Origin of the sequence: Pseudomonas sp. P9_2 (assembly GCF_034008255.1) — a bacterium.
GTDB classification, from domain to species: Bacteria; Pseudomonadota; Gammaproteobacteria; order Pseudomonadales; family Pseudomonadaceae; genus Aquipseudomonas; species Aquipseudomonas synxantha_A.
The window spans coordinates 2,647,501-2,667,028 of sequence record NZ_CP125376.1 but is presented as its reverse complement, the minus strand read 5'-3'; the positions used below and the strand labels follow the sequence as shown (position 1 = coordinate 2,667,028).

9 protein-coding genes, 2 tRNA genes and 3 rRNA genes (1 of these 14 cut by a window edge) are annotated in these 19,528 nt (G+C 59.4%); 1 reads left to right on the top strand and 13 read right to left on the bottom strand.

The annotated features are described in order from the left end of the window. Positions 1 to 78: 78 nt before the first annotated feature. Together mmsB and QMK52_RS11865 are read right to left on the bottom strand one after the other, a co-directional pair. Positions 79 to 966: a 3-hydroxyisobutyrate dehydrogenase gene (mmsB, locus tag QMK52_RS11870; RefSeq protein WP_005791381.1), complete on the bottom strand. Its 888-nt coding sequence runs from the start codon at positions 964 to 966 to the stop codon at positions 79 to 81. Between the two features lie 15 nt (positions 967 to 981). Continuing rightward, positions 982 to 2,499, bottom strand: a complete 1,518-nt coding sequence (locus QMK52_RS11865; RefSeq protein WP_320404122.1) for a CoA-acylating methylmalonate-semialdehyde dehydrogenase — start codon at positions 2,497 to 2,499, stop codon at positions 982 to 984. A gap of 133 nt (positions 2,500 to 2,632) precedes the next feature. Between QMK52_RS11865 and QMK52_RS11860 the strand changes: the two genes are divergently transcribed. Then, positions 2,633 to 3,580, top strand: a complete 948-nt coding sequence (locus QMK52_RS11860; protein ID WP_005791385.1) for a LysR family transcriptional regulator — start codon at positions 2,633 to 2,635, stop codon at positions 3,578 to 3,580. 127 nt (positions 3,581 to 3,707) lie between these two features. On the opposite strand, the gene QMK52_RS11855 is transcribed toward QMK52_RS11860, so the two are convergent. The 11 genes from QMK52_RS11855 to QMK52_RS11805 form a co-directional block, all read right to left on the bottom strand. Then, positions 3,708 to 4,199, bottom strand: coding sequence for an OmpA family protein (locus QMK52_RS11855; RefSeq protein ID WP_005791386.1), 492 nt, complete (start codon positions 4,197 to 4,199; stop codon positions 3,708 to 3,710). A 5-nt stretch (positions 4,200 to 4,204) separates the two neighbouring features. Next, complete coding sequence (locus QMK52_RS11850; RefSeq protein ID WP_320404121.1) at positions 4,205 to 5,467, bottom strand: diguanylate cyclase domain-containing protein; 1,263 nt, start codon at positions 5,465 to 5,467, stop codon at positions 4,205 to 4,207. Next, the gene (locus QMK52_RS11845) at positions 5,464 to 6,030 is read right to left on the bottom strand and encodes a YfiR family protein (RefSeq protein WP_005791389.1); all 567 of its coding nucleotides are present in this window, start codon (positions 6,028 to 6,030) and stop codon (positions 5,464 to 5,466) included. Before QMK52_RS11845 ends, QMK52_RS11850 begins: the two co-directional genes overlap by 4 nt. A 132-nt stretch (positions 6,031 to 6,162) precedes the next feature. Beyond that, positions 6,163 to 8,241: an exodeoxyribonuclease V subunit alpha gene (recD, locus tag QMK52_RS11840; RefSeq protein ID WP_320404120.1), complete on the bottom strand. Its 2,079-nt coding sequence runs from the start codon at positions 8,239 to 8,241 to the stop codon at positions 6,163 to 6,165. Continuing rightward, positions 8,238 to 11,909: an exodeoxyribonuclease V subunit beta gene (gene recB, locus QMK52_RS11835; RefSeq protein ID WP_320404119.1), complete on the bottom strand. Its 3,672-nt coding sequence runs from the start codon at positions 11,907 to 11,909 to the stop codon at positions 8,238 to 8,240. The genes recD and recB overlap by 4 nt, the downstream gene beginning before the upstream one ends. After that, positions 11,906 to 15,358 (bottom strand): exodeoxyribonuclease V subunit gamma, encoded by a 3,453-nt coding sequence (recC, locus tag QMK52_RS11830; protein ID WP_320404118.1) that lies wholly within the window; start codon positions 15,356 to 15,358, stop codon positions 11,906 to 11,908. The genes recB and recC overlap by 4 nt, the downstream gene beginning before the upstream one ends. A gap of 161 nt (positions 15,359 to 15,519) precedes the next feature. Beyond that, a 5S ribosomal RNA gene (gene rrf / locus QMK52_RS11825) occupies positions 15,520 to 15,635 on the bottom strand. Positions 15,636 to 15,805: 170 nt separating this feature from the next. Beyond that, positions 15,806 to 18,697: ribosomal RNA gene (locus QMK52_RS11820) — 23S ribosomal RNA — on the bottom strand. Between the two features lie 247 nt (positions 18,698 to 18,944). Next, positions 18,945 to 19,020: transfer RNA gene (locus tag QMK52_RS11815), tRNA-Ala, on the bottom strand. A gap of 30 nt (positions 19,021 to 19,050) precedes the next feature. Then, positions 19,051 to 19,127 (bottom strand) — tRNA-Ile (locus tag QMK52_RS11810). A gap of 81 nt (positions 19,128 to 19,208) precedes the next feature. Beyond that, a 16S ribosomal RNA gene (locus QMK52_RS11805) occupies positions 19,209 to 19,528 on the bottom strand (it continues 1,217 nt past the right edge of the window). Together the 16S, 23S and 5S rRNA genes with 2 tRNA genes alongside form the textbook arrangement of a ribosomal RNA operon.

Sequence of the window (19,528 nt, the reverse complement as noted above, 5' to 3'; positions counted from 1 at the left end):
AGGCGCCTGAAATGCTGCGAACGCATAGACAAGCCAACCTCCGAGAACCCACCAAAAGGGGGCTCTCGGAACTTGCCTTTATTGAGGTTTGCGATAGCTATTGATGATGGCAGAGAAGTCTTTACCCCCCTCCCCGCGCTGGCTCATCGACTGGTACAACTGCTGGGCCACTGCACCGAGGATCACCGGCTGATGCGCCTGGCGTGCGGCTTCTGTGGCCAGGCCCAAATCCTTGAGCATCAGGTCGGCACCAAAGCCACCGGTATAGCCACGCGATGATGGCGCGGTTTCGATCACGCCCGGCCAGGGATTATAGGTATCGGAACTCCAGCAGCGCCCGGTGGAGCTGTTGATGATGCCGGCCAGCACTTGCGTATCAATGCCGAGCGCATCGCCCAGGGCCATGGCCTCACTGACGCCGACCATGCTGATACCCAGCAGCAGGTTGTTACAGATCTTGGCGATTTGCCCGGTGCCGACATCGCCGCAGTGCACGATGTTGCGGCCCATCTGCGCCAGCACCGGTTGCAGGGTAGCGAATAATTCCGGGTTGGCGCCGACCATAAAGGTCAGCGTCCCGGCCTGGGCACCGCCGGTGCCACCGGAGACCGGTGCATCGGCCACGGCCACGCCTTGTTTCGCTGCCGCTGCCGCTACATCACGGATGGTTTGCGGATCGATGGTGCTGCAATCCACCGCTGGGACGCCTTTGCCGATGCCCGCGAGCACACCGTCGTCATTGAGCCATACGCTGCGCACGTGAGCAGCGGCCGGCAGCATGGTAATCACCAGTTCGGCGCCCTGAGCCGCATCACGCGGTGAGCTGCTGATGGTGCCGCCCAGTTCGGCGAGTTCCTTGAGTACCGCCTGGTTCAGGTCGAACAGGTTAAGCGCGTGCCCAGCCTTGATCAGGTTGCGGGCCATGGGCGCGCCCATGTTGCCCAGGCCGATAAATGCAATCTTCATGGTCGTCTCCCTGGTTTAGCGCAGGTTGATGGTGGTGTTGACGCCATCGTTGACCGTGTCGTCATCGAACCAGCGGCTGGTGACGGTTTTGGTCTGGGTGTAGAACTGCACCACTTGCTTGCCGTACGGGCCCAGGTCGCCGAGCTTGGAACCGCGCGAGCCGGTGAAGCTGAAGAACGGCACTGGCACCGGAATCGGGATGTTGATGCCGACCTGGCCCACATCGATTTCGCTCTGGAATTTACGCGCCGCCGCACCACTTTGGGTGAACAGGCCCGTGCCATTGCCGAACGGGTTGGCGTTAACCAGGGCGATGGCTTGGTCGAGGGTGTCGACTTCCAGCACTACCAGCACCGGGCCGAAGATTTCCTCGGTGTAGATGCGCATGTCGGTGGTCACGCCCGAGAACAGAGTCGGGCCGACAAAGTTACCTTGTTCGAAGCCCGGCACCTTGATATCGCGGCCATCCAGCTCCAGCTTGGCGCCTTCTTTCACGCCGCTTTCGATCAGTTCAAGGATGCGTGCCTTGGCGCGCCTGGAGATCACCGGGCCGACATCCGTGCCGGCTTCGCTGCCAGCATTGACCTTGAGCTTTTGTGCCAGGGCCTTGAGATCCGGCAGCCACTGCCTGGATGCGCCCACCAGCACCACCACCGAGGTGGCCATGCAACGCTGGCCCGCCGCGCCGAAACCGGCGCCGACCAAGGCATTGAGGGTGTGTTCACGGTTGGCATCCGGCAGCACCACAGCGTGGTTCTTGGCGCCCATCATCGACTGAACGCGCTTGCCGTGTTTGCCGGCCAGGTCGTAGACATGGGTGCCGACGGCGGTGGAACCGACGAAGGACACGGCCTTGATATCTTTATGAGTACAGAGTGCATCCACCACATCCTTACCGCCGTGCACCACGTTGAGCACACCGGCCGGTACGCCGGCTTCCAGCGCCAGTTCTACCAGCAGCATGGTCGACAACGGGTCTTGCTCGGAAGGCTTGAGGACGAAGGTGTTACCGCAGGCAATCGCCATCGGGAACATCCACAGCGGAATCATCGCCGGGAAGTTGAACGGAGTGATGCCGGCGCACACACCGATAGGTTGGCGCAGGGTGTAGGTGTCCACGCCACCGGCCACGTTTTCGGCGAATTCGCCCATTTGCAGGGTGCCGATGGAACAGGCGTGTTCGACCACTTCCAGGCCACGGAAAATATCGCCCTCGGCATCGGCAATGGTCTTGCCCTGCTCGGCGCTGAGGACCACGGCGATACGCTTGGAATGTTCACGGATCAGGGCTTGCAGCTTGAGCATGATGCGCATCCGCGCACCGATCGGCGTCAGCTTCCAGGTCTGGAAGGCGCGATGGGCGGCGTCGATGGCAGCGTTGACTTCATCGGCAGTGGCGAACGGGACTTTGGCCAGCACTTGTTGGGTGGCCGGGTTGACGATGTCTTGGCACTGGGTGGTCTTGGATTCGACCCACTCGCCGTTGATCAGCAACTTGACCTGTTGCACGGAAATATCGGCAGATGCGTTCATGTGGTCTCCAGAATCTTGTAGTTATGCAGAGAACCAAGGCGTTGAATCGCCTTGAAGAATGAGGCGTTCGGACTGTTTTTGGAGTATAGATGTGCAAACTTCTAATAAGAACGCACATAAAAGCCGGTCCAATATGCAAAAAAACATCACCTCCCTGGGCGCCCTGAACTGGGATGACCTGAAGTTTTTCCTCGAAGTGGCGCGCACCCGCAAGGCCAGCGTGGCCGCCAAGCGCCTGGCGGTGGACTACACCACCGTGTCGCGGCGCATCAGTTCACTGGAAGTGTCGCTCGGTACGTTGCTGTTCGAGAAATCCCGGACCAGCGGCTTCGTGCTCACCACCGAGGGCCAGCGGTTGCTGGGTTATGCCGAATCCATCGAAAGCACGCTGCACATGGCCTGCGAACAGGTATCCGGCTCCGGCGTGGCGCTGTCCGGCCATGTGCGCATGGGCTGCACCGAAGGGTTCGGCAGCTTCTTCGTCACCCCGCAGTTGAGCCATTTCGTCGACACTTATCCCGCGATCTCGGTAGACATCCTGCCCCTGCCCCACTTCATCAGCCTGTCCAAGCGCGAAGCCGACATCGTCATCGCCCTGGAGCGCCCGGAACACGGGCCGTATGTGTGCTGCAAACTGTGCGACTACAAATTGCAGTTGTACGCCACCCAGGACTACCTCGACCAACACCCGCCAATCCGCAAACCTGCGGATTTGGCCGAGCATCCGTTTATCAGCTACGTGGATGACCTGGCCTTCAGCTCGGAGCTGCTGTACCTGGCCAACGTCGTGCCCGGCGCCAGCGCCAGCCTGCGCAGTACCAGCGTGATCGCGCAGTACGTGGCGGCGCAGCAGGGCCGGTCGATGGCGATATTGCCGTGCTTTCTGGCGGCGCAGGATCCGCGCTTGTTGCCGGTGCTGGGAGAGCAGATTGCGATTACGCGGCAGTTCTGGATGTATTGCCGGGAGGATTTGAGGAAGTTGAAGCGAATTACGTTGTTGTGGGATTACATCCGGGAGGTGACGGAGCAGAATCAGGGGTTGTTGATGGGGCAGACGCGGGAAATGCGGTTTGCAGACTGAATGTGGGAGCTGGCTTGCCTGCGATAGCGGTGTATCAGCAAAAGCTATATCTACCGATCAACCGCCATCGCAGGCAAGCCAGCTCCCACATATTGAATGCATTTCAGCTGGGGGAAGGTGAACCCGCTTAGTCTGCGATCACAACAATCGACACCCGGCGATTCTCGGTGCGGCCTGCCGGGGTCGTATTCGGCGCCACCGGCTCGCTGCTGCCCAGACCGCGCAGTTGGATGTTTTCTTCTTTCATACCCACGCGGGTCAGCACCTTGCCCACGCTTTTTGCACGGCGCAGGGACAGCGCCACGTTGTAGGGTTCTTTGCCGGAGGCGTCGGTGTGGCCGTCGACACGTACGCGCTCGATGCCTGCGCCTACCAGGGCCTGGCCGATGCGTTCGACGATGTCGGTGCTGGGTTTATTGAGGGTTTCGACGTCGCTGCCAAACAGGACCTTGCCGGACAGGCCGAAGGCCCAGCCCTCGTCGGTCAGCTCGAAGCCTTGCTGCTTGAGTACGGCGACTTGCGCCGGGGTGAGCCCCTTGGGCGGGGGCGTCTGGCAGCCGCTGAGGGCCAGAAAGGCAACGAGTAAGGAAATAAATAAAACGCGTGTGTTAGCGAACAAGGGAATCAACTCCTGTGTTGAACGTTGACGACGGGATGCTCCGACTCCGCCGTTTGCTGGCCGCCTGAAGACAGGCGTTTGGCCTGGTACATCGCCGCATCGGCGGCGTTGAGCAAGGTGCCGGGAGTGGCGCCATGATCGGGATAAATGGCAATGCCGATACTGAGGGAGGTCAACACCTGGATACCGCCTGGCAGCGGAATCGGTACGTCCATGCTGGCGATGATTTTATCGGCGATGCGGTGGGCGTCTTCGGCCTTGTGCAGCGGCGCCAGCAATACCGCAAATTCATCGCCGCCCAGGCGTGCCACCAGGTCATCCTCGCGCAGTTGCGCACGCACGCGATCGGCAACAGCCACCAGCACGGCATCGCCAGCAGCGTGACCGAAGCTGTCGTTGATGTCTTTGAAGCGGTCGCTGTCGAGAAACAGCACCGCCACCCGCTCGTTGACCTTGGCGGCGCTACGCAAGGCGCGGATCAGCCGGCCTTCGAAGAACGCGCGGTTGGGCAGGCCAGTGAGGCTGTCGTGGCTGGCCTGGTGGGCCAGGGTTTCGTTTTCGCTTTGCAGGTGGCTCTGCCAAGCCTCCATCTCGCCGAGCAGGGCATTGAAGTCGCTGCCCAGGCTGTCGAGTTCGGCGATCTGCGCCGAGGGTACGCGGCGGTCAAAATCTCGCTCGCTGCGCGCGGCGTGAGCGACGGCGGCCAAGCGTTGCAGTGGCACAGTGATGCCATTTAACAGACGCCGCGACAAGTGCAATGCCACCCAGGCGCTGAGGGCGGTGCAGATCAGAATCCCGATCAGGCCGCTGAGCAAGAAGCGCAACAGGCTGCCACCGTGGCCGACCAGATGGATGCTGCCGACGGTTTGCCCTTGGCGCAGAATCGGCTGGCTGATGGGCTGTTCGAGCAGCGCGTGCGCTATTTGCAACTCGACCCGTGACAACATGCCGGTTTCCGGGCGAACCCAGCGCGCCAGCAGCTTGCCGTTGATATCGAATACCTCTGCCTGGGCCACTTCTTCGGTGGAGGCGATCAGGCTCAGGGCTTCGGTGGCCGCCGCGCTGTCGTTGAACACCACGGCCGCTTCCACGGTGTAGTTAATGGAACGGGCGATCAGGTGCAGGTTGTGCTCGGCGTAAACCCGCAGGGCAAGTACGCCGAGCAGGGTCAGGGACACACTGGCCAGGGTGACCGCCACCAGCGCCAGAATCATATGCCCGCGGGCAATCACCGAGCGCAGGGTCGGCCGCACTTTATCGCGGCTCATGAGCCAGGCGCTCGACGGCGAGACAACTGCAACACACTGGGATGGATACGCACGCCGCTGCGGGCGACGGAATCCAGGTTGACCTCGAACGACACCTGCTCATCGCTGACGCGCAGGCAGAACAGGCTGCCCACCGTGCATTGGTCGCCCCCTTCGCTAATGCTGAGTACAGGGTGGCCAATCAATGAGGTAAACAGGCGGTTGCGTTCGTCGGGGGTGATTTTGCCGATGTAGACGGCATCGCAGGCATTGACGATATCCGGATGATCGACCAGCAGGCGCCGTACCAGCACTGGACGACCGGTGGCCTGGGTGGTGCCTTTGACCAGGTCATCGGTGTACTGAGTCGGCCCGACGATGCACAGCCGTAATTGCGCAGGCTCCACCGGCCATCGCGCATAGCTGAGAATGCCCAGAACGACCTGGGTGACCGCCTGGGCGCGCTGCTCGGCAAGGCTCGGCGTCTGCGCCCAGACGCGCGGTGCGAGCAGGCACAGAACCGCCACCAGCAACATCCGTCTCCAGCTCAAACTGCGCTCTGTGGGCGAGACAGCCACGTTCATGCAGCACTTCTCTCAGGTATTTTCCAGGGTGATGCCGCAACGATAGCACAGCGGCGGGAAACCCCACGCCGCACGCCAAGCATGGGGCCTACTATTTTTTCAGAAAAATCAGACATCTGAATCAGAAATATTTCATGACCTATCAGTCAGTTTTTCAGGCATGGCGTCCAACTCCAGCATCAGCCCGCTCAAACGCTTGACCTTGCGCCGTACCGCCTCCTCAAACACCCCACTGCGGGGCTCGATCAAGCTGAACCAGCGCTTGGCGCGGGTAATACCGGTATAGATCAACTCTTTGGTTAGCACCGGGTTCAAAGCGTCCGGAAGGATCAGCGCCGTATGGGTGAACTCCGAGCCCTGGGATTTGTGCACGGTCATCGCATACACGGTTTCAACATCATTCAAGCGGCTGGGCAGCACAAAACGTACGCCGCCCTGACCATCGTTACGTGGGAAGGCCACCCGCAGCACGTGGGAGCCGCCCTCGGTTTCGGGCAATTTCAGCGCGATACCGATGTCGCCGTTCATCAGGCCCAGGCCGTAGTCGTTACGGGTCATCAGTACCGGACGGCCTTCGTACCACTGCTCGTCGCCTTCGATCAGGCGTACTTTGCGCAGGGCCGCGGTGATGCGCTGATTCAACCCTTCAACGCCCCAAGGGCCTTTGCGCACGGCGCAGAGCAGTTGGAACGCATCGAAGGCTTGCAGCAACTGTTGCGCCCAATGCGTCCAGGCCGGGTCATCACGTGGTGTATCCAAGGGTGGACGTGCCGATTGCAACAGATTCAGGTAGTAGCGATAGCCTTGGGCGCCGTCGCCCTGGCCGTCCAGCACCAGGCGCTCAAGGGCATAGTCATGCTCGCCCTTGAGGCTGACGCAAAACAGGTCGTCATGACGACCTGCGGCCAACAGCTGACGTGCCTGTTCGGCATTTTGCTGGTTGACCCAGCGCGCCAGCTGGCCAATGCCGCTGCCTTCGCCGAAACGACGTGAATAGCGCAGCATCACCACCTGCTGGGCCAGGGGATGGCTGCCGTCGAGGTCTTCTTGCAGGCCGCTGGCACTGAGGTCTTCGCCGCTGACGGCTTGCAGCCATTGCCGAGTGTGCGGGCTGTACCAGCCGTCTTCGGCATCGCGGCACAAATCACCGAGTACCGCACCCGCTTCCACCGACGCCAACTGGTCCTTGTCGCCCAGCAATACCAGACGCGCATGGGGTGGCAAGGCGTCGAGCAGGTTGGCCATCATTTCCAGATCGATCATCGAGGCTTCATCCACCACCAGCACGTCCAACGGCAATGGATTACCGAGGTGATGCCGGAAGTGGCGAGTACCGGGACGACTGCCCAGCAGGCGGTGAACAGTGGTGACCTGCGTCGGGATTTTTTCCCGCACGCTGTCGGGCACTGTCAGCGACAGCACTTGCTGGCTGATGGATTCGGTCAGGCGCGCGGCGGCTTTACCGGTGGGCGCGGCCAGGCGAATGCGCAACGGGCTGCCGGACTCCACGGCGGGCGCCTGCAGCAACGCAAGCAGGCGCACTACGGTGGTGGTCTTGCCGGTGCCCGGGCCGCCGGTGACGATACTGAATGCGCCGCGGGTGGCCAGCGCACAGGCAAGTTTTTGCCAATCAATCACCCCATCCGGCGCCGGTTGGTCGAACAGGCGGTTGAGGCGTTGTGGCAAATCGGCAGCTGCGGGCTCCACGCTCGCAAGGCGCAGGCGCAGGGCACGGTCGATACGTCGTTCGTAGGTCCAGTAGCGGCGCAGGTACAGGCGTTTGCCGGACAACACCAATGGCCGGCTCTGGGCCGCGTCGCTGCCATCGACCGCCAGCGCGACCAGTGGGCTGCCCGCCAGGGCATGACACCAATGGGCACCGTCCAGGCCGTGCAGCAACTGCGACGGCAGCAGCATGGCGCCGGTGTGCAGGTCGCCTTCGGGCGGCAAAGACAGGGCGAAGTCCGGCGCCTTGAGGGTTTCGAACAGGTCCAGGCAGACGTGGCCATGGCCCAGTTGATGGCTGGTCAACGCGGCCGCCAGCAGCACCAAGGGATCGGCCTGGGCATCAAGCTCGTGCAGGAAGCCGACGAAGGCTTTGTCCAGGGCCCGCAACCAGCCACGCTCGACCCAACGCTCAAGCAACTGCACCAGGTCAGCGGCGCGACTCAGCGGTGCCAGCTCCTCCAGCGGTAACGGCGACAGGCTCATAGCAACACTCCTTGTTCCCAGACGGGCTCGACCTTGGGCGCAATTGGCTTGCCCTGGAACAACAGGTCCAGGCTTTCGATCAGCTCACGGGGCGGCCGGGTGAAATACGCCCCCTGGCTCACCGACTGGGTGCCACGCAGGAACAGGTACAAGGCGCCGCCGACATGCTGGTCGTAGTCATAATCGGGGAGGCGTGCCTTGAGCTGGCGATGCAGGGCCAGCAGGTAAAGTACATATTGCAGGTCGTACCGATGCTCAAGGATCGACTGCTCCATGGCTTGCTGGGTGTAGGCCGAATCGTCGGGGCCGAGCCAGTTGGACTTGTAGTCCGCCACGTAGTAGCGACCCTCGTGTTCGAACGTCAGGTCGATAAAGCCCTTGAACATGCCGTTGAGCAGCACCGGCTCCGCGGCCACACGGGAAACGCCGCCGTGGGTGTGCCTACACACCAGCTTGTCGAGGGCGAGCACATCGACTGTGTGACTGGCGAACCAGAACTCCATTTCAATCTGGTACTGATCAAGACCGCTGAGGGTCACGTGGTCGTTGTACAGCGGCAACGGCGTTTGCAACAGATGCCCCAGCCAGCCGCTGAGAGTGACGATCCAGCCTTCCCAATTGCGGCGGTTACAGCGTGCGCCCACGGCTTTTTCGATGGCCTCGGGTGTCACATTGAAACCCTCCTCACCGGCCCACTCCAACAAGCCATGGAGGAAGGTGCCTGGATTAGGCCCGCGTGGGAAACGGTGAATATCACCGCCGGACGCCACCACTTCCCGTGGTGCATCGGGGTCGAGGCGTTCGTCATCGAACAGCTTCTGGGCCTGCGGGCTTTCTGGCGCTTCGAGGTTCGCGGCGCTCATGCTGTCGCCAATACGCAAGGCGCTGTAGGAGGCAATCCACCAGTTTTCCGCAGCCTTGCGTTTGGGCAGCAACGGAGCAAGCAACATCGCTTCATTGCGCGGCGGGTGAAACAGGATGTCGTGGATATCCGGCACAAGGCCATAACGGATGGCCGGGCAACCTTCCTGTAAATCCAGCAACCAGCGCGCCAGGCCGGTGGACTCGCCCAACGACGTCCCGCCCCCCAGCAAATACCCCAATGCCGACAGGTGCAAGACCGAGCTGCTGTTATTGCCGCGCTTGAGGTCGGCAATACCCAACCAGCACGCGTGTTTGGCGCGGGTCAAGGCCACGTAGAACAAACGCAGGTCTTCGGCCAGGCGCTCGTCATCGGCTAGGGCGATCAGCTCGGCCGTTGGCCGCAGGCTCACCTGGGACTTGCCGTGTTCATCGTGGTAATGCAGCGGCAAGCGACTGCCATCCACCGGTTTGGCCGAGCAGATGAAGGGCAAGAACACCAGGTCGTATTCCAGGCCCTTGGATTTGTGGATGGTCACCACCTTGACCAGTTGCTCATCGCTTTCCAGACGCAGGATCTGTTCTTCACCGGCCTGGCCCGACAGTGCCAGGTGTTCGGCCAGGTGGCGGATCAACGCCTGTTCACCATCGAGTTCCGACGCGGCTTGTTGCAGCAACTCACTGAGGTGCAACAGGTTGGTCAGCACGCGCTCGCCATCACTGCGGGCGATAAGGGTTTGCGGCAGCTTGAAGTCGTGGAGCAGGCGACGCAGCATCGGCAGCACGCCTTGGGTGCGCCAGATTGCGCGGTAGCCACGGAACTGCATCACGCGTGATTCCCACGCCAATTCGTCCTGGTTCAGACGCTCCAGCTCCGCCAGGGACAGGTTCAAGGTGACGCAGGCCAGGGCGGCGCGCAGCGGGCGCTCGACATCCGGCTCGGCGCAGGCCTTGAGCCAGGCCAGCAGGTCGTGAGCTTCCTGGGCGGCGAAAACCGAGTCCTTATCCGACAGGTACACACTGCGCACGCCACGGCTGGCCAACTCAGCGCGCACGGCCTGGGCTTCCTTGCCGTCACGTACGAGGATGGCGATGTCTGACGGCAATACGCCCTTGAGACTGCCCTCTTTTACAAAACCTGCTGTGCCTTGCTGCCCACCATTGAGCAACGCGACGATCTGTGTGGCGCAGGCCGCAGCCAAGTGCTGACGGTAAACCGCGGTGGAAATCGGCTGGTCGGTAGGCAGGTGCCACAGGTTCATGGCCGGCAACGGTTGGCCGTCAACCTGCAGGTGCTCGCTGCGGCCCTGGGACAGCACCGGGTGAAACGGCACCGGGTTCTCGCCGTTCGGCTCGCGGAACAGGAACGCACCACGGCCGGTTTCCGCACGCTGGAACACGTGGTTCACCGCCTCGACCATCGCATGGCTGGAACGGAAGTTGGTGCCCAGGGTGTGATGGCGGCCGGTGGTGGACTGCCGGGCGCGCAGGTAGGTGTAGATGTCGGCACCGCGAAAGGCGTAGATCGCCTGCTTGGGGTCGCCGATCAAGAACAGGCCACTGTCCAGGTGGTTTTCGTCGATGCGGTAGATGCTGTCGAAGATGCTGTATTGCACCGGGTCGGTGTCTTGAAATTCATCAATCAGTGCCACCGGGAATTGCTCACGGATCACACTGGCCAGGCGCTCGCCACCGTCTGCCTGAAGGGCCGCGTTGAGGCGGATCAGCATGTCGTCGAAGCCCATTTCAGCGCGGCGACGCTTCTCTTCTTCGAAGCGTTTACCCACCCAGCCGGCAGCATGTTGCAATACCGCTGCGTCTGGCGTTGGCAAGGCGTCAAGGCTGGCTTTGAGGCCGGCCATCGCCTCGATCCCCGGGTGCTGCGGCGGTTCGCCCTTCCAGGCTTCGGCCATGCCCTCGGGCGTCAGGCGCGTGAAGCCGGTACCGATGTCCAATTGCTCCAGGGTTTCATCGGCGGCCCAGGCGCTGATCTTTTCGAACCAGGGTTCGAAGTAGCGCGCTTGCATTTTGCGCCCATCGACCGTTTTGGCGGCGACGGCTTGCAGGCAGATATCGCGCAGCTCGGCGGCCCATTGTTGCCAGGGTGCCTTGAGGGTCGTCAGCGCGGCGCGACGCTCTTGCAAACAAGCGTTGATCAGTTCGGCCGGCTCGCGACTTTCGTCGGTGGGCCGCTCGCTGCCGAACAGCGCACGCACCCTTGGCATCAGCGCCGCGGGGCCGCCCCAATTGTTGCGCACCCAGTTGAGCGCATCGTCGTGCATCGGGTAGCAGAACAATCGCCAGTAATCGCGCAGCACTTCGCCCAGCAGGTCGCTATGGTCAGTTTCCAGGGTCTGGGTGAACAGGCTGCCACTGTCGAACGCATGTTCACGCAACATACGCTGGCACCAGCTGTGGATAGTCGAGACCGCCGCTTCATCCATCCATTGCGCGGCGATGTCCAGGCGGTTGGCGCAGGCCGGCCATTGCTGCGGGGCGTATTGCTCGCGCAGGTCGGCGATCAACGCATCGGGCTGTTCGATTTCGTCGCGAAAGAAGCGCGCAGCTTCGGCCAGGCGGATGCGGATGCGTTCACGCAACTCCTTGGTCGCCGCATCGGTGAACGTGACGACAAGAATTTGCGGCGGCAGCAGTTCGCGGCCGAAGCCGGACTCATCACCACCATGGCCGAGCACCAGACGCAGGTATAACGCGGAGATGGTGAAGGTCTTGCCAGTGCCGGCACTGGCTTCAATCAACTGGCTGCCTTTAAGCGGGAATGCCAGGGCCAAGGGTTTGCCGATCATGCGCTGGCCTCCGCGCTGGAAAGCGATCGCCATGGTGCGTTGATGAGCGGGCGATACAGGGTTTCGCACCAGCCTTCGAATTCCTCACTGGCGACCAACGCCGCGTAGTCGGGAAATTGCCGCGTGAGAGCAGGCGTTTCGCGGCGTTCGCCGTCAGTGGTGATGCCATCGCCTTCGTAAGCTTTGCTGGCCGCGGCTTGGGCCTTGGCGGGGTCAGTTTGGCCGAGCCAGGCGAAAGCGGTTTTTACTGCAACGGGCAGCGGTGTGCTCATACCGGTGTGCCAAGCCAGCAGCAGGTTGCCGAGGATTTCCTGGGCAGTAGGTTTATCCAACGGCTCGAGCAGCAAGGTGTCGTCACTTGCTACCAGGCCGGTACTCAATGGCAGGCCACAGGCGCAGGCCACCACATGGTTGACCCAAGGGCGGATCAAGCGATGCCACTTGCGTGTCTTGATCGAGCCAATGCTGTTGGGGATGGTGGTAACGCTTAACAGGCCGCCATCGCTGCGGCGATGCAAGCCGCTGATCCAACCTTCCAACTGAATGCCTCGATACTCAAAAGTGATAGGTTCAGCGCCGGTATGTGGGGTCGGCCACAGCGCCAGAAGCTGTTGATAGCGCTGCACCAGATCCGGCAACGGCTCGATCAACTCCTTACGCAGGCACTCACCGAAACCGACCATCGGCAACAGGCCACTGCCCTGCAAACGCAGGGCTTGGGCGTTGAGGGCCTGGTCGAGGTGATCGGGGTGGGTCAGTGCAGCATTTAGCAGACTGTCGCTGAGGCTATAGCGCTGCAGTGCGTCGAGGACGAAGGGTTCTTCGTCAGCCAGAGGCACTTCTGCCGCTTCGAAGAATACTTTCAGACGCTGGCTGAAGAAATGTTTGACTGGGTTGCGCAAGAAGTCCTGCAACTGACCGAGGCTCAGGGGTTCTTCCTGTTGATGCTGCAGCAATACATTCGCTGGGGGCATGACATCCCGCGCTTCATGCAGCAATTGCCATTCGCGGGCGTAGCTGAACAGTGGATCGCCTTCATGGAAGTAGCGGGCGCTGAAGGGTTGGAGCGGGTGTTCCTGGGTCATTGCGTCGATCAGCGGCTTATCGCTGCCGGCGTGCTGCCAGCCGCTGGCGAGGTGGTCGCGCAACTGGCCGATCAATACCGAGGCAGGGCGATCGCTGTTATCGCGGATGCTGCGGCCAACCCAACTGATATAGAGCTGGTCGCGGGCCGAGAGCAGCGCTTCGAGCAGTAAGTAGCGGTCGTCTTCGCGGCGCGAACGGTCACCGGGACGGTAGTCGCTGCCCATCAGGTCGAAGTCCAGCGGCGGTTGTGCTCGTGGGTAGTCGCCGTCGTTCATGCCGAGCAGGCAGACCAGCTTGAACGGGATCGCACGCATGGGCATCAGGGTACAAAAATTGACAGCTCCGGCGAGAAAGCGCTGGGACAAGCGACCCTGATCCAATCCGGCCAGCCATGCCTCACGGACGACCGTAAGCGGTAACTCGTCCTGCAAGCCAACGGATTCGCAGGTTTCCAGCCAGGTCTCTCTCAGTTGCTCAAGCTGGCCCAAGAGGTAGTCATCGTGCTCGCTGCTGGGCAGGAAGAACAGCTGCATCAAGCGTTGCAATCGCTCGCCCCACACCCTGGGAGCAGCCGGTTGTGATAACGCCTGATGGGCATCATTCAAGGCATCGAGCAGGGCGACCAGCGGGCCGATCAATGCCGCATCGAGGCCGCCAATTTCGTCGTAGGGCTCAATACCTTCACAGGCCATGCCAGTGCCGACTGCATAGCCCAGCAACATACGGCGCAGGCCGAATCGCCAGCTGTTTTGTTCCAGATCTGTGGGTAGACCCAAACCGACACGTTGTTCGGCGTTCAGCCCCCAGCGGATACCGGCACCTTCGATCCAGCGATGCAGGGTGGGCAGGTCGCGCTCTTTGATAGCAAAACGCTCACGCAGGGCGGGAACGTCGAGCAGGTCGAGGATTTCACTGACGGGGAAACGACTGTCGGGAAGCTTGAGCAGATGTTCGACGGCAATCAGTAGAGGGTCGCGGCCGCGTTGGCCTTGGTCTGTCAGGGTAAAGGGGATGAAGCGTGGGTCATTTCGCTCAAGCTGGCCGAAGACCGCGCGGATGTGCGGCGCGTAGCTGTCGACGTCGGGAACCATGACGATGATGTCCCGAGGGCGCAACGTTGGATCGGCGCTGAAGCGTTGGAGCAATTGGTCGTGGAGGATTTCCACTTCGCGCTGGGCGCTGTGGGCGATGTGGAACCGGATGGACGTATCATGCTCCAGATCAACAGCGGGCCACAGTTCGCGGGTTTCATTCAGCGGGCGCAGTTCGAAGATATCGTCCTGGAGCTGGTTGAGCAGCGTGGTGGGTTCGCTGTCACTGAACAGATCGATGCGCCCATCGCGAAATGCGGCGCGGTAGCTGTTGGGGTCATCGTAGCTGTCCAACAAACTGATGTAATCACGGCCCTGCTTGCCCCAGGCTGCCAGTAGCGGATGGGCGTGCTGGTGCAAGGTTTGGGGATCGATAGTGACCGGCATACCGGCTTTGCGCGCCTGGCGCTTGTATTCATTACGCAGTAAATCCTTGTCGGCGACGATGTCGGACCAATGATGGCGGCAAGGGTTATGTACACAGAGCAGGACCTGACTGAAACGGGCTAGGCCAGCGAGGGCTTCCAGTGCTTGGGCCGGCAGTGATGAAATGCCGAATACAATCACCCGGGAAGGCAAGCCGGGCGGCGCTTGCTCAAGACTGTTGATGCGCTCGATGAAGCGCTGGTGAACGCCAGCTCGGCTTTCAGCCATGCCCTCCTCTCCTACATCCAGCAGCAGTGCACGCCATAACTCGGCTTGCCAGCAGTTGGCAGGGTTGAGGGGCTTGGATTCGCCTCGACCATTGCGCAGTTGGTGCCGACCTGCGGCCCAGTCTTCCAGCCAATCAGCGCGGTAGACCTGGTATTGGTCGAACAAATCGGCCAGGCGCTCGGCAAGTTGGTAACGTTTGCGCAGGTCGGTGTCTTGAGTCAGGAAGCGCTGTAGGGGCTCAAAATGCGGCTGGCCAATCAGTTCGGGTAACAGGCGCATAAGACGCCAGGTCAGCGGGGCTTTATCGAGCAGGGACTTGGGTGGAATTTCATCACGGCCCAGGACCATGCGGTAGAGCTGCCACATAAAGCTGCCAGGCAGTTGCACGTCGATTGCTGCGGCAATGCCGCAGCCGCCCATATCATCTTCTTGCGGATCTTCAGCCAAGGCCAGCTTGAGCCATTGGGCGATGCCGTTGCTTTGTACCAACGCGATTTCATTTTCCAAAGGCGCCAGTGGATAACGGCGCATCCAGCTGACCACCAGGCTGCGCAGTTCGTCCAGGCGGTTGCCGTGAACCACCATGAATCCAGGGCTGAGGGACGTCGCGTCCGGCATAACGGCTTCCTTGGGAAAAGCAAAATCGAGGGGTGGACTTTAGCACTGTGGTGCATGGGGCGGACACAGCCTGACAGGCGTGCGCACACAGGGTGGACGCTTTTCGACCGCCCAAAACAAAACCCCTGTTTGCGTTAGCAAACAGGGGTTTCGGAATTTAATCTTGACGATGACCTACTCTCACATGGGGAAACCCCACACTACCATCGGCGATGCATCGTTTCACTGCTGAGTTCGGGATGGGATCAGGTGGTTCCAATGCTCTATGGTCGTCAAGAAATTCGGGTACTGAGTCGTGACCAGTTGGCCTCGCTTCAGCAAATTGGGTATGTGACAGCTTTCGGTGTTTTGTGAGTGTCGAACTTTCGGTTCATCTTCGTCTTCACACACCGCAATCTGGTCTCTTTCGCTTTTCAGCTCAGAGCATGCAAATTGCTTGGGTGTTATATGGTCAAGCCTCACGGGCAATTAGTATTGGTTAGCTCAACGCCTCACAGCGCTTACACACCCAACCTATCAACGTCGTAGTCTTCGACGGCCCTTCAGGGAACTCAAGGTTCCAGTGAGATCTCATCTTGAGGCTAGTTTCCCGCTTAGATGCTTTCAGCGGTTATCTATTCCGAACATAGCTACCCGGCAATGCCACTGGCGTGACAACCGGAACACCAGAGGTTCGTCCACTCCGGTCCTCTCGTACTAGGAGCAGCCCCTCTCAAATCTCAAACGTCCACGGCAGATAGGGACCGAACTGTCTCACGACGTTCTAAACCCAGCTCGCGTACCACTTTAAATGGCGAACAGCCATACCCTTGGGACCGGCTTCAGCCCCAGGATGTGATGAGCCGACATCGAGGTGCCAAACACCGCCGTCGATATGAACTCTTGGGCGGTATCAGCCTGTTATCCCCGGAGTACCTTTTATCCGTTGAGCGATGGCCCTTCCATACAGAACCACCGGATCACTAAGACCTACTTTCGTACCTGCTCGACGTGTCTGTCTCGCAGTCAAGCGCGCTTTTGCCTTTATACTCTACGACCGATTTCCGACCGGTCTGAGCGCACCTTCGTACTCCTCCGTTACTCTTTAGGAGGAGACCGCCCCAGTCAAACTACCCACCATACACTGTCCTCGATCCGGATAACGGACCTGAGTTAGAACCTCAAAGTTGCCAGGGTGGTATTTCAAGGTTGGCTCCACGCAGACTGGCGTCCACGCTTCAAAGCCTCCCACCTATCCTACACAAGCAAATTCAAAGTCCAGTGCAAAGCTATAGTAAAGGTTCACGGGGTCTTTCCGTCTAGCCGCGGATACACTGCATCTTCACAGCGATTTCAATTTCACTGAGTCTCGGGTGGAGACAGCGCCGCCATCGTTACGCCATTCGTGCAGGTCGGAACTTACCCGACAAGGAATTTCGCTACCTTAGGACCGTTATAGTTACGGCCGCCGTTTACCGGGGCTTCGATCAAGAGCTTCGCGTTAGCTAACCCCATCAATTAACCTTCCGGCACCGGGCAGGCGTCACACCCTATACGTCCACTTTCGTGTTTGCAGAGTGCTGTGTTTTTAATAAACAGTCGCAGCGGCCTGGTATCTTCGACCGGCATGAGCTTACGGAGCAAGTCCTTCACCCTCACCGGCGCACCTTCTCCCGAAGTTACGGTGCCATTTTGCCTAGTTCCTTCACCCGAGTTCTCTCAAGCGCCTTGGTATTCTCTACCCAACCACCTGTGTCGGTTTGGGGTACGGTTCCTGGTTACCTGAAGCTTAGAAGCTTTTCTTGGAAGCATGGCATCAACCACTTCGTTAACTAAAAGTTAACTCGTCATCAGCTCTCGGCCTTAAGATCCCGGATTTACCTAAGATCTCAGCCTACCACCTTAAACTTGGACAACCAACGCCAAGCTGGCCTAGCCTTCTCCGTCCCTCCATCGCAATAACCAGAAGTACAGGAATATTAACCTGTTTTCCATCGACTACGCTTTTCAGCCTCGCCTTAGGGACCGACTAACCCTGCGTCGATTAACGTTGCGCAGGAAACCTTGGTCTTTCGGCGTGGGTGTTTTTCACACCCATTGTCGTTACTCATGTCAGCATTCGCACTTCTGATACCTCCAGCAAGCTTCTCAACTCACCTTCACAGGCTTACAGAACGCTCCTCTACCGCATCACTTACGTGATACCCGTAGCTTCGGTGTATGGTTTGAGCCCCGTTACATCTTCCGCGCAGGCCGACTCGACTAGTGAGCTATTACGCTTTCTTTAAAGGGTGGCTGCTTCTAAGCCAACCTCCTAGCTGTCTAAGCCTTCCCACATCGTTTCCCACTTAACCATAACTTTGGGACCTTAGCTGACGGTCTGGGTTGTTTCCCTTTTCACGACGGACGTTAGCACCCGCCGTGTGTCTCCCATGCTCGGCACTTGTAGGTATTCGGAGTTTGCATCGGTTTGGTAAGTCGGGATGACCCCCTAGCCGAAACAGTGCTCTACCCCCTACAGTGATACATGAGGCGCTACCTAAATAGCTTTCGAGGAGAACCAGCTATCTCCGAGCTTGATTAGCCTTTCACTCCGATCCACAGGTCATCCGCTAACTTTTCAACGGTAGTCGGTTCGGTCCTCCAGTTAGTGTTACCCAACCTTCAACCTGCCCATGGATAGATCGCCCGGTTTCGGGTCTATTCCCAGCGACTAGACGCCCTATTAAGACTCGCTTTCGCTACGCCTCCCCTATTCGGTTAAGCTCGCCACTGAAAATAAGTCGCTGACCCATTATACAAAAGGTACGCAGTCACCCAACAAAGTGGGCTCCCACTGCTTGTACGCATACGGTTTCAGGATCTATTTCACTCCCCTCTCCGGGGTTCTTTTCGCCTTTCCCTCACGGTACTAGTTCACTATCGGTCAGTCAGTAGTATTTAGCCTTGGAGGATGGTCCCCCCATATTCAGACAAAGTTTCTCGTGCTCCGTCCTACTCGATTTCATGACTAAGAGATTTTCGCGTACAGGGCTATCACCCACTATGGCCGCACTTTCCAGAGCGTTCCGCTAATCTCAAAGCCACTTAAGGGCTAGTCCCCGTTCGCTCGCCACTACTAAGGGAATCTCGGTTGATTTCTTTTCCTCAGGGTACTTAGATGTTTCAGTTCCCCTGGTTCGCTTCTTGCACCTATGTATTCAGTACAAGATAACCATCTTATGATGGCTGGGTTCCCCCATTCAGACATCTCCGGATCAAAGTCTGTTTGCCGACTCCCCGAAGCTTTTCGCAGGCTACCACGTCTTTCATCGCCTCTGACTGCCAAGGCATCCACCGTATGCGCTTCTTCACTTGACCATATAACCCCAAGCAATCTGGTTATACTGTGAAGACAACATTCGCCGAAAATTCGAATTTCTCAGTTAAGAGAACTCACAAATTTTACCTTAGCCTGATCCGTTACCAGTGAAAGTAACGTTCAGTCTATCTTTCTATCACATACCCAAATTTTTAAAGAACGAACTAGTCAAAGACTAGAAATCAACATTCACCATCACAACGATGGAATGCTCATTTCTAAGCTTTATACAAACAGAAGCAGTAGTGGTGGAGCCAAACGGGATCGAACCGTTGACCTCCTGCGTGCAAGGCAGGCGCTCTCCCAGCTGAGCTATGGCCCCGTATTTCTACAGGCGTTTCCCACACAAAATTGGTGGGTCTGGGCAGATTCGAACTGCCGACCTCACCCTTATCAGGGGTGCGCTCTAACCAACTGAGCTACAGACCCAATTTCGGGCTGCTTCTTTCGTCTTCTTCAATGAATCAAGCAATTCGTGTGGGAACTTATGGAGCAGCTGATGTCGTCGATTAAGGAGGTGATCCAGCCGCAGGTTCCCCTACGGCTACCTTGTTACGACTTCACCCCAGTCATGAATCACACCGTGGTAACCGTCCTCCCGAAGGTTAGACTAGCTACTTCTGGTGCAACCCACTCCCATGGTGTGACGGGCGGTGTGTACAAGGCCCGGGAACGTATTCACCGCGACATTCTGATTCGCGATTACTAGCGATTCCGACTTCACGCAGTCGAGTTGCAGACTGCGATCCGGACTACGATCGGTTTTGTGGGATTAGCTCCACCTCGCGGCTTGGCAACCCTCTGTACCGACCATTGTAGCACGTGTGTAG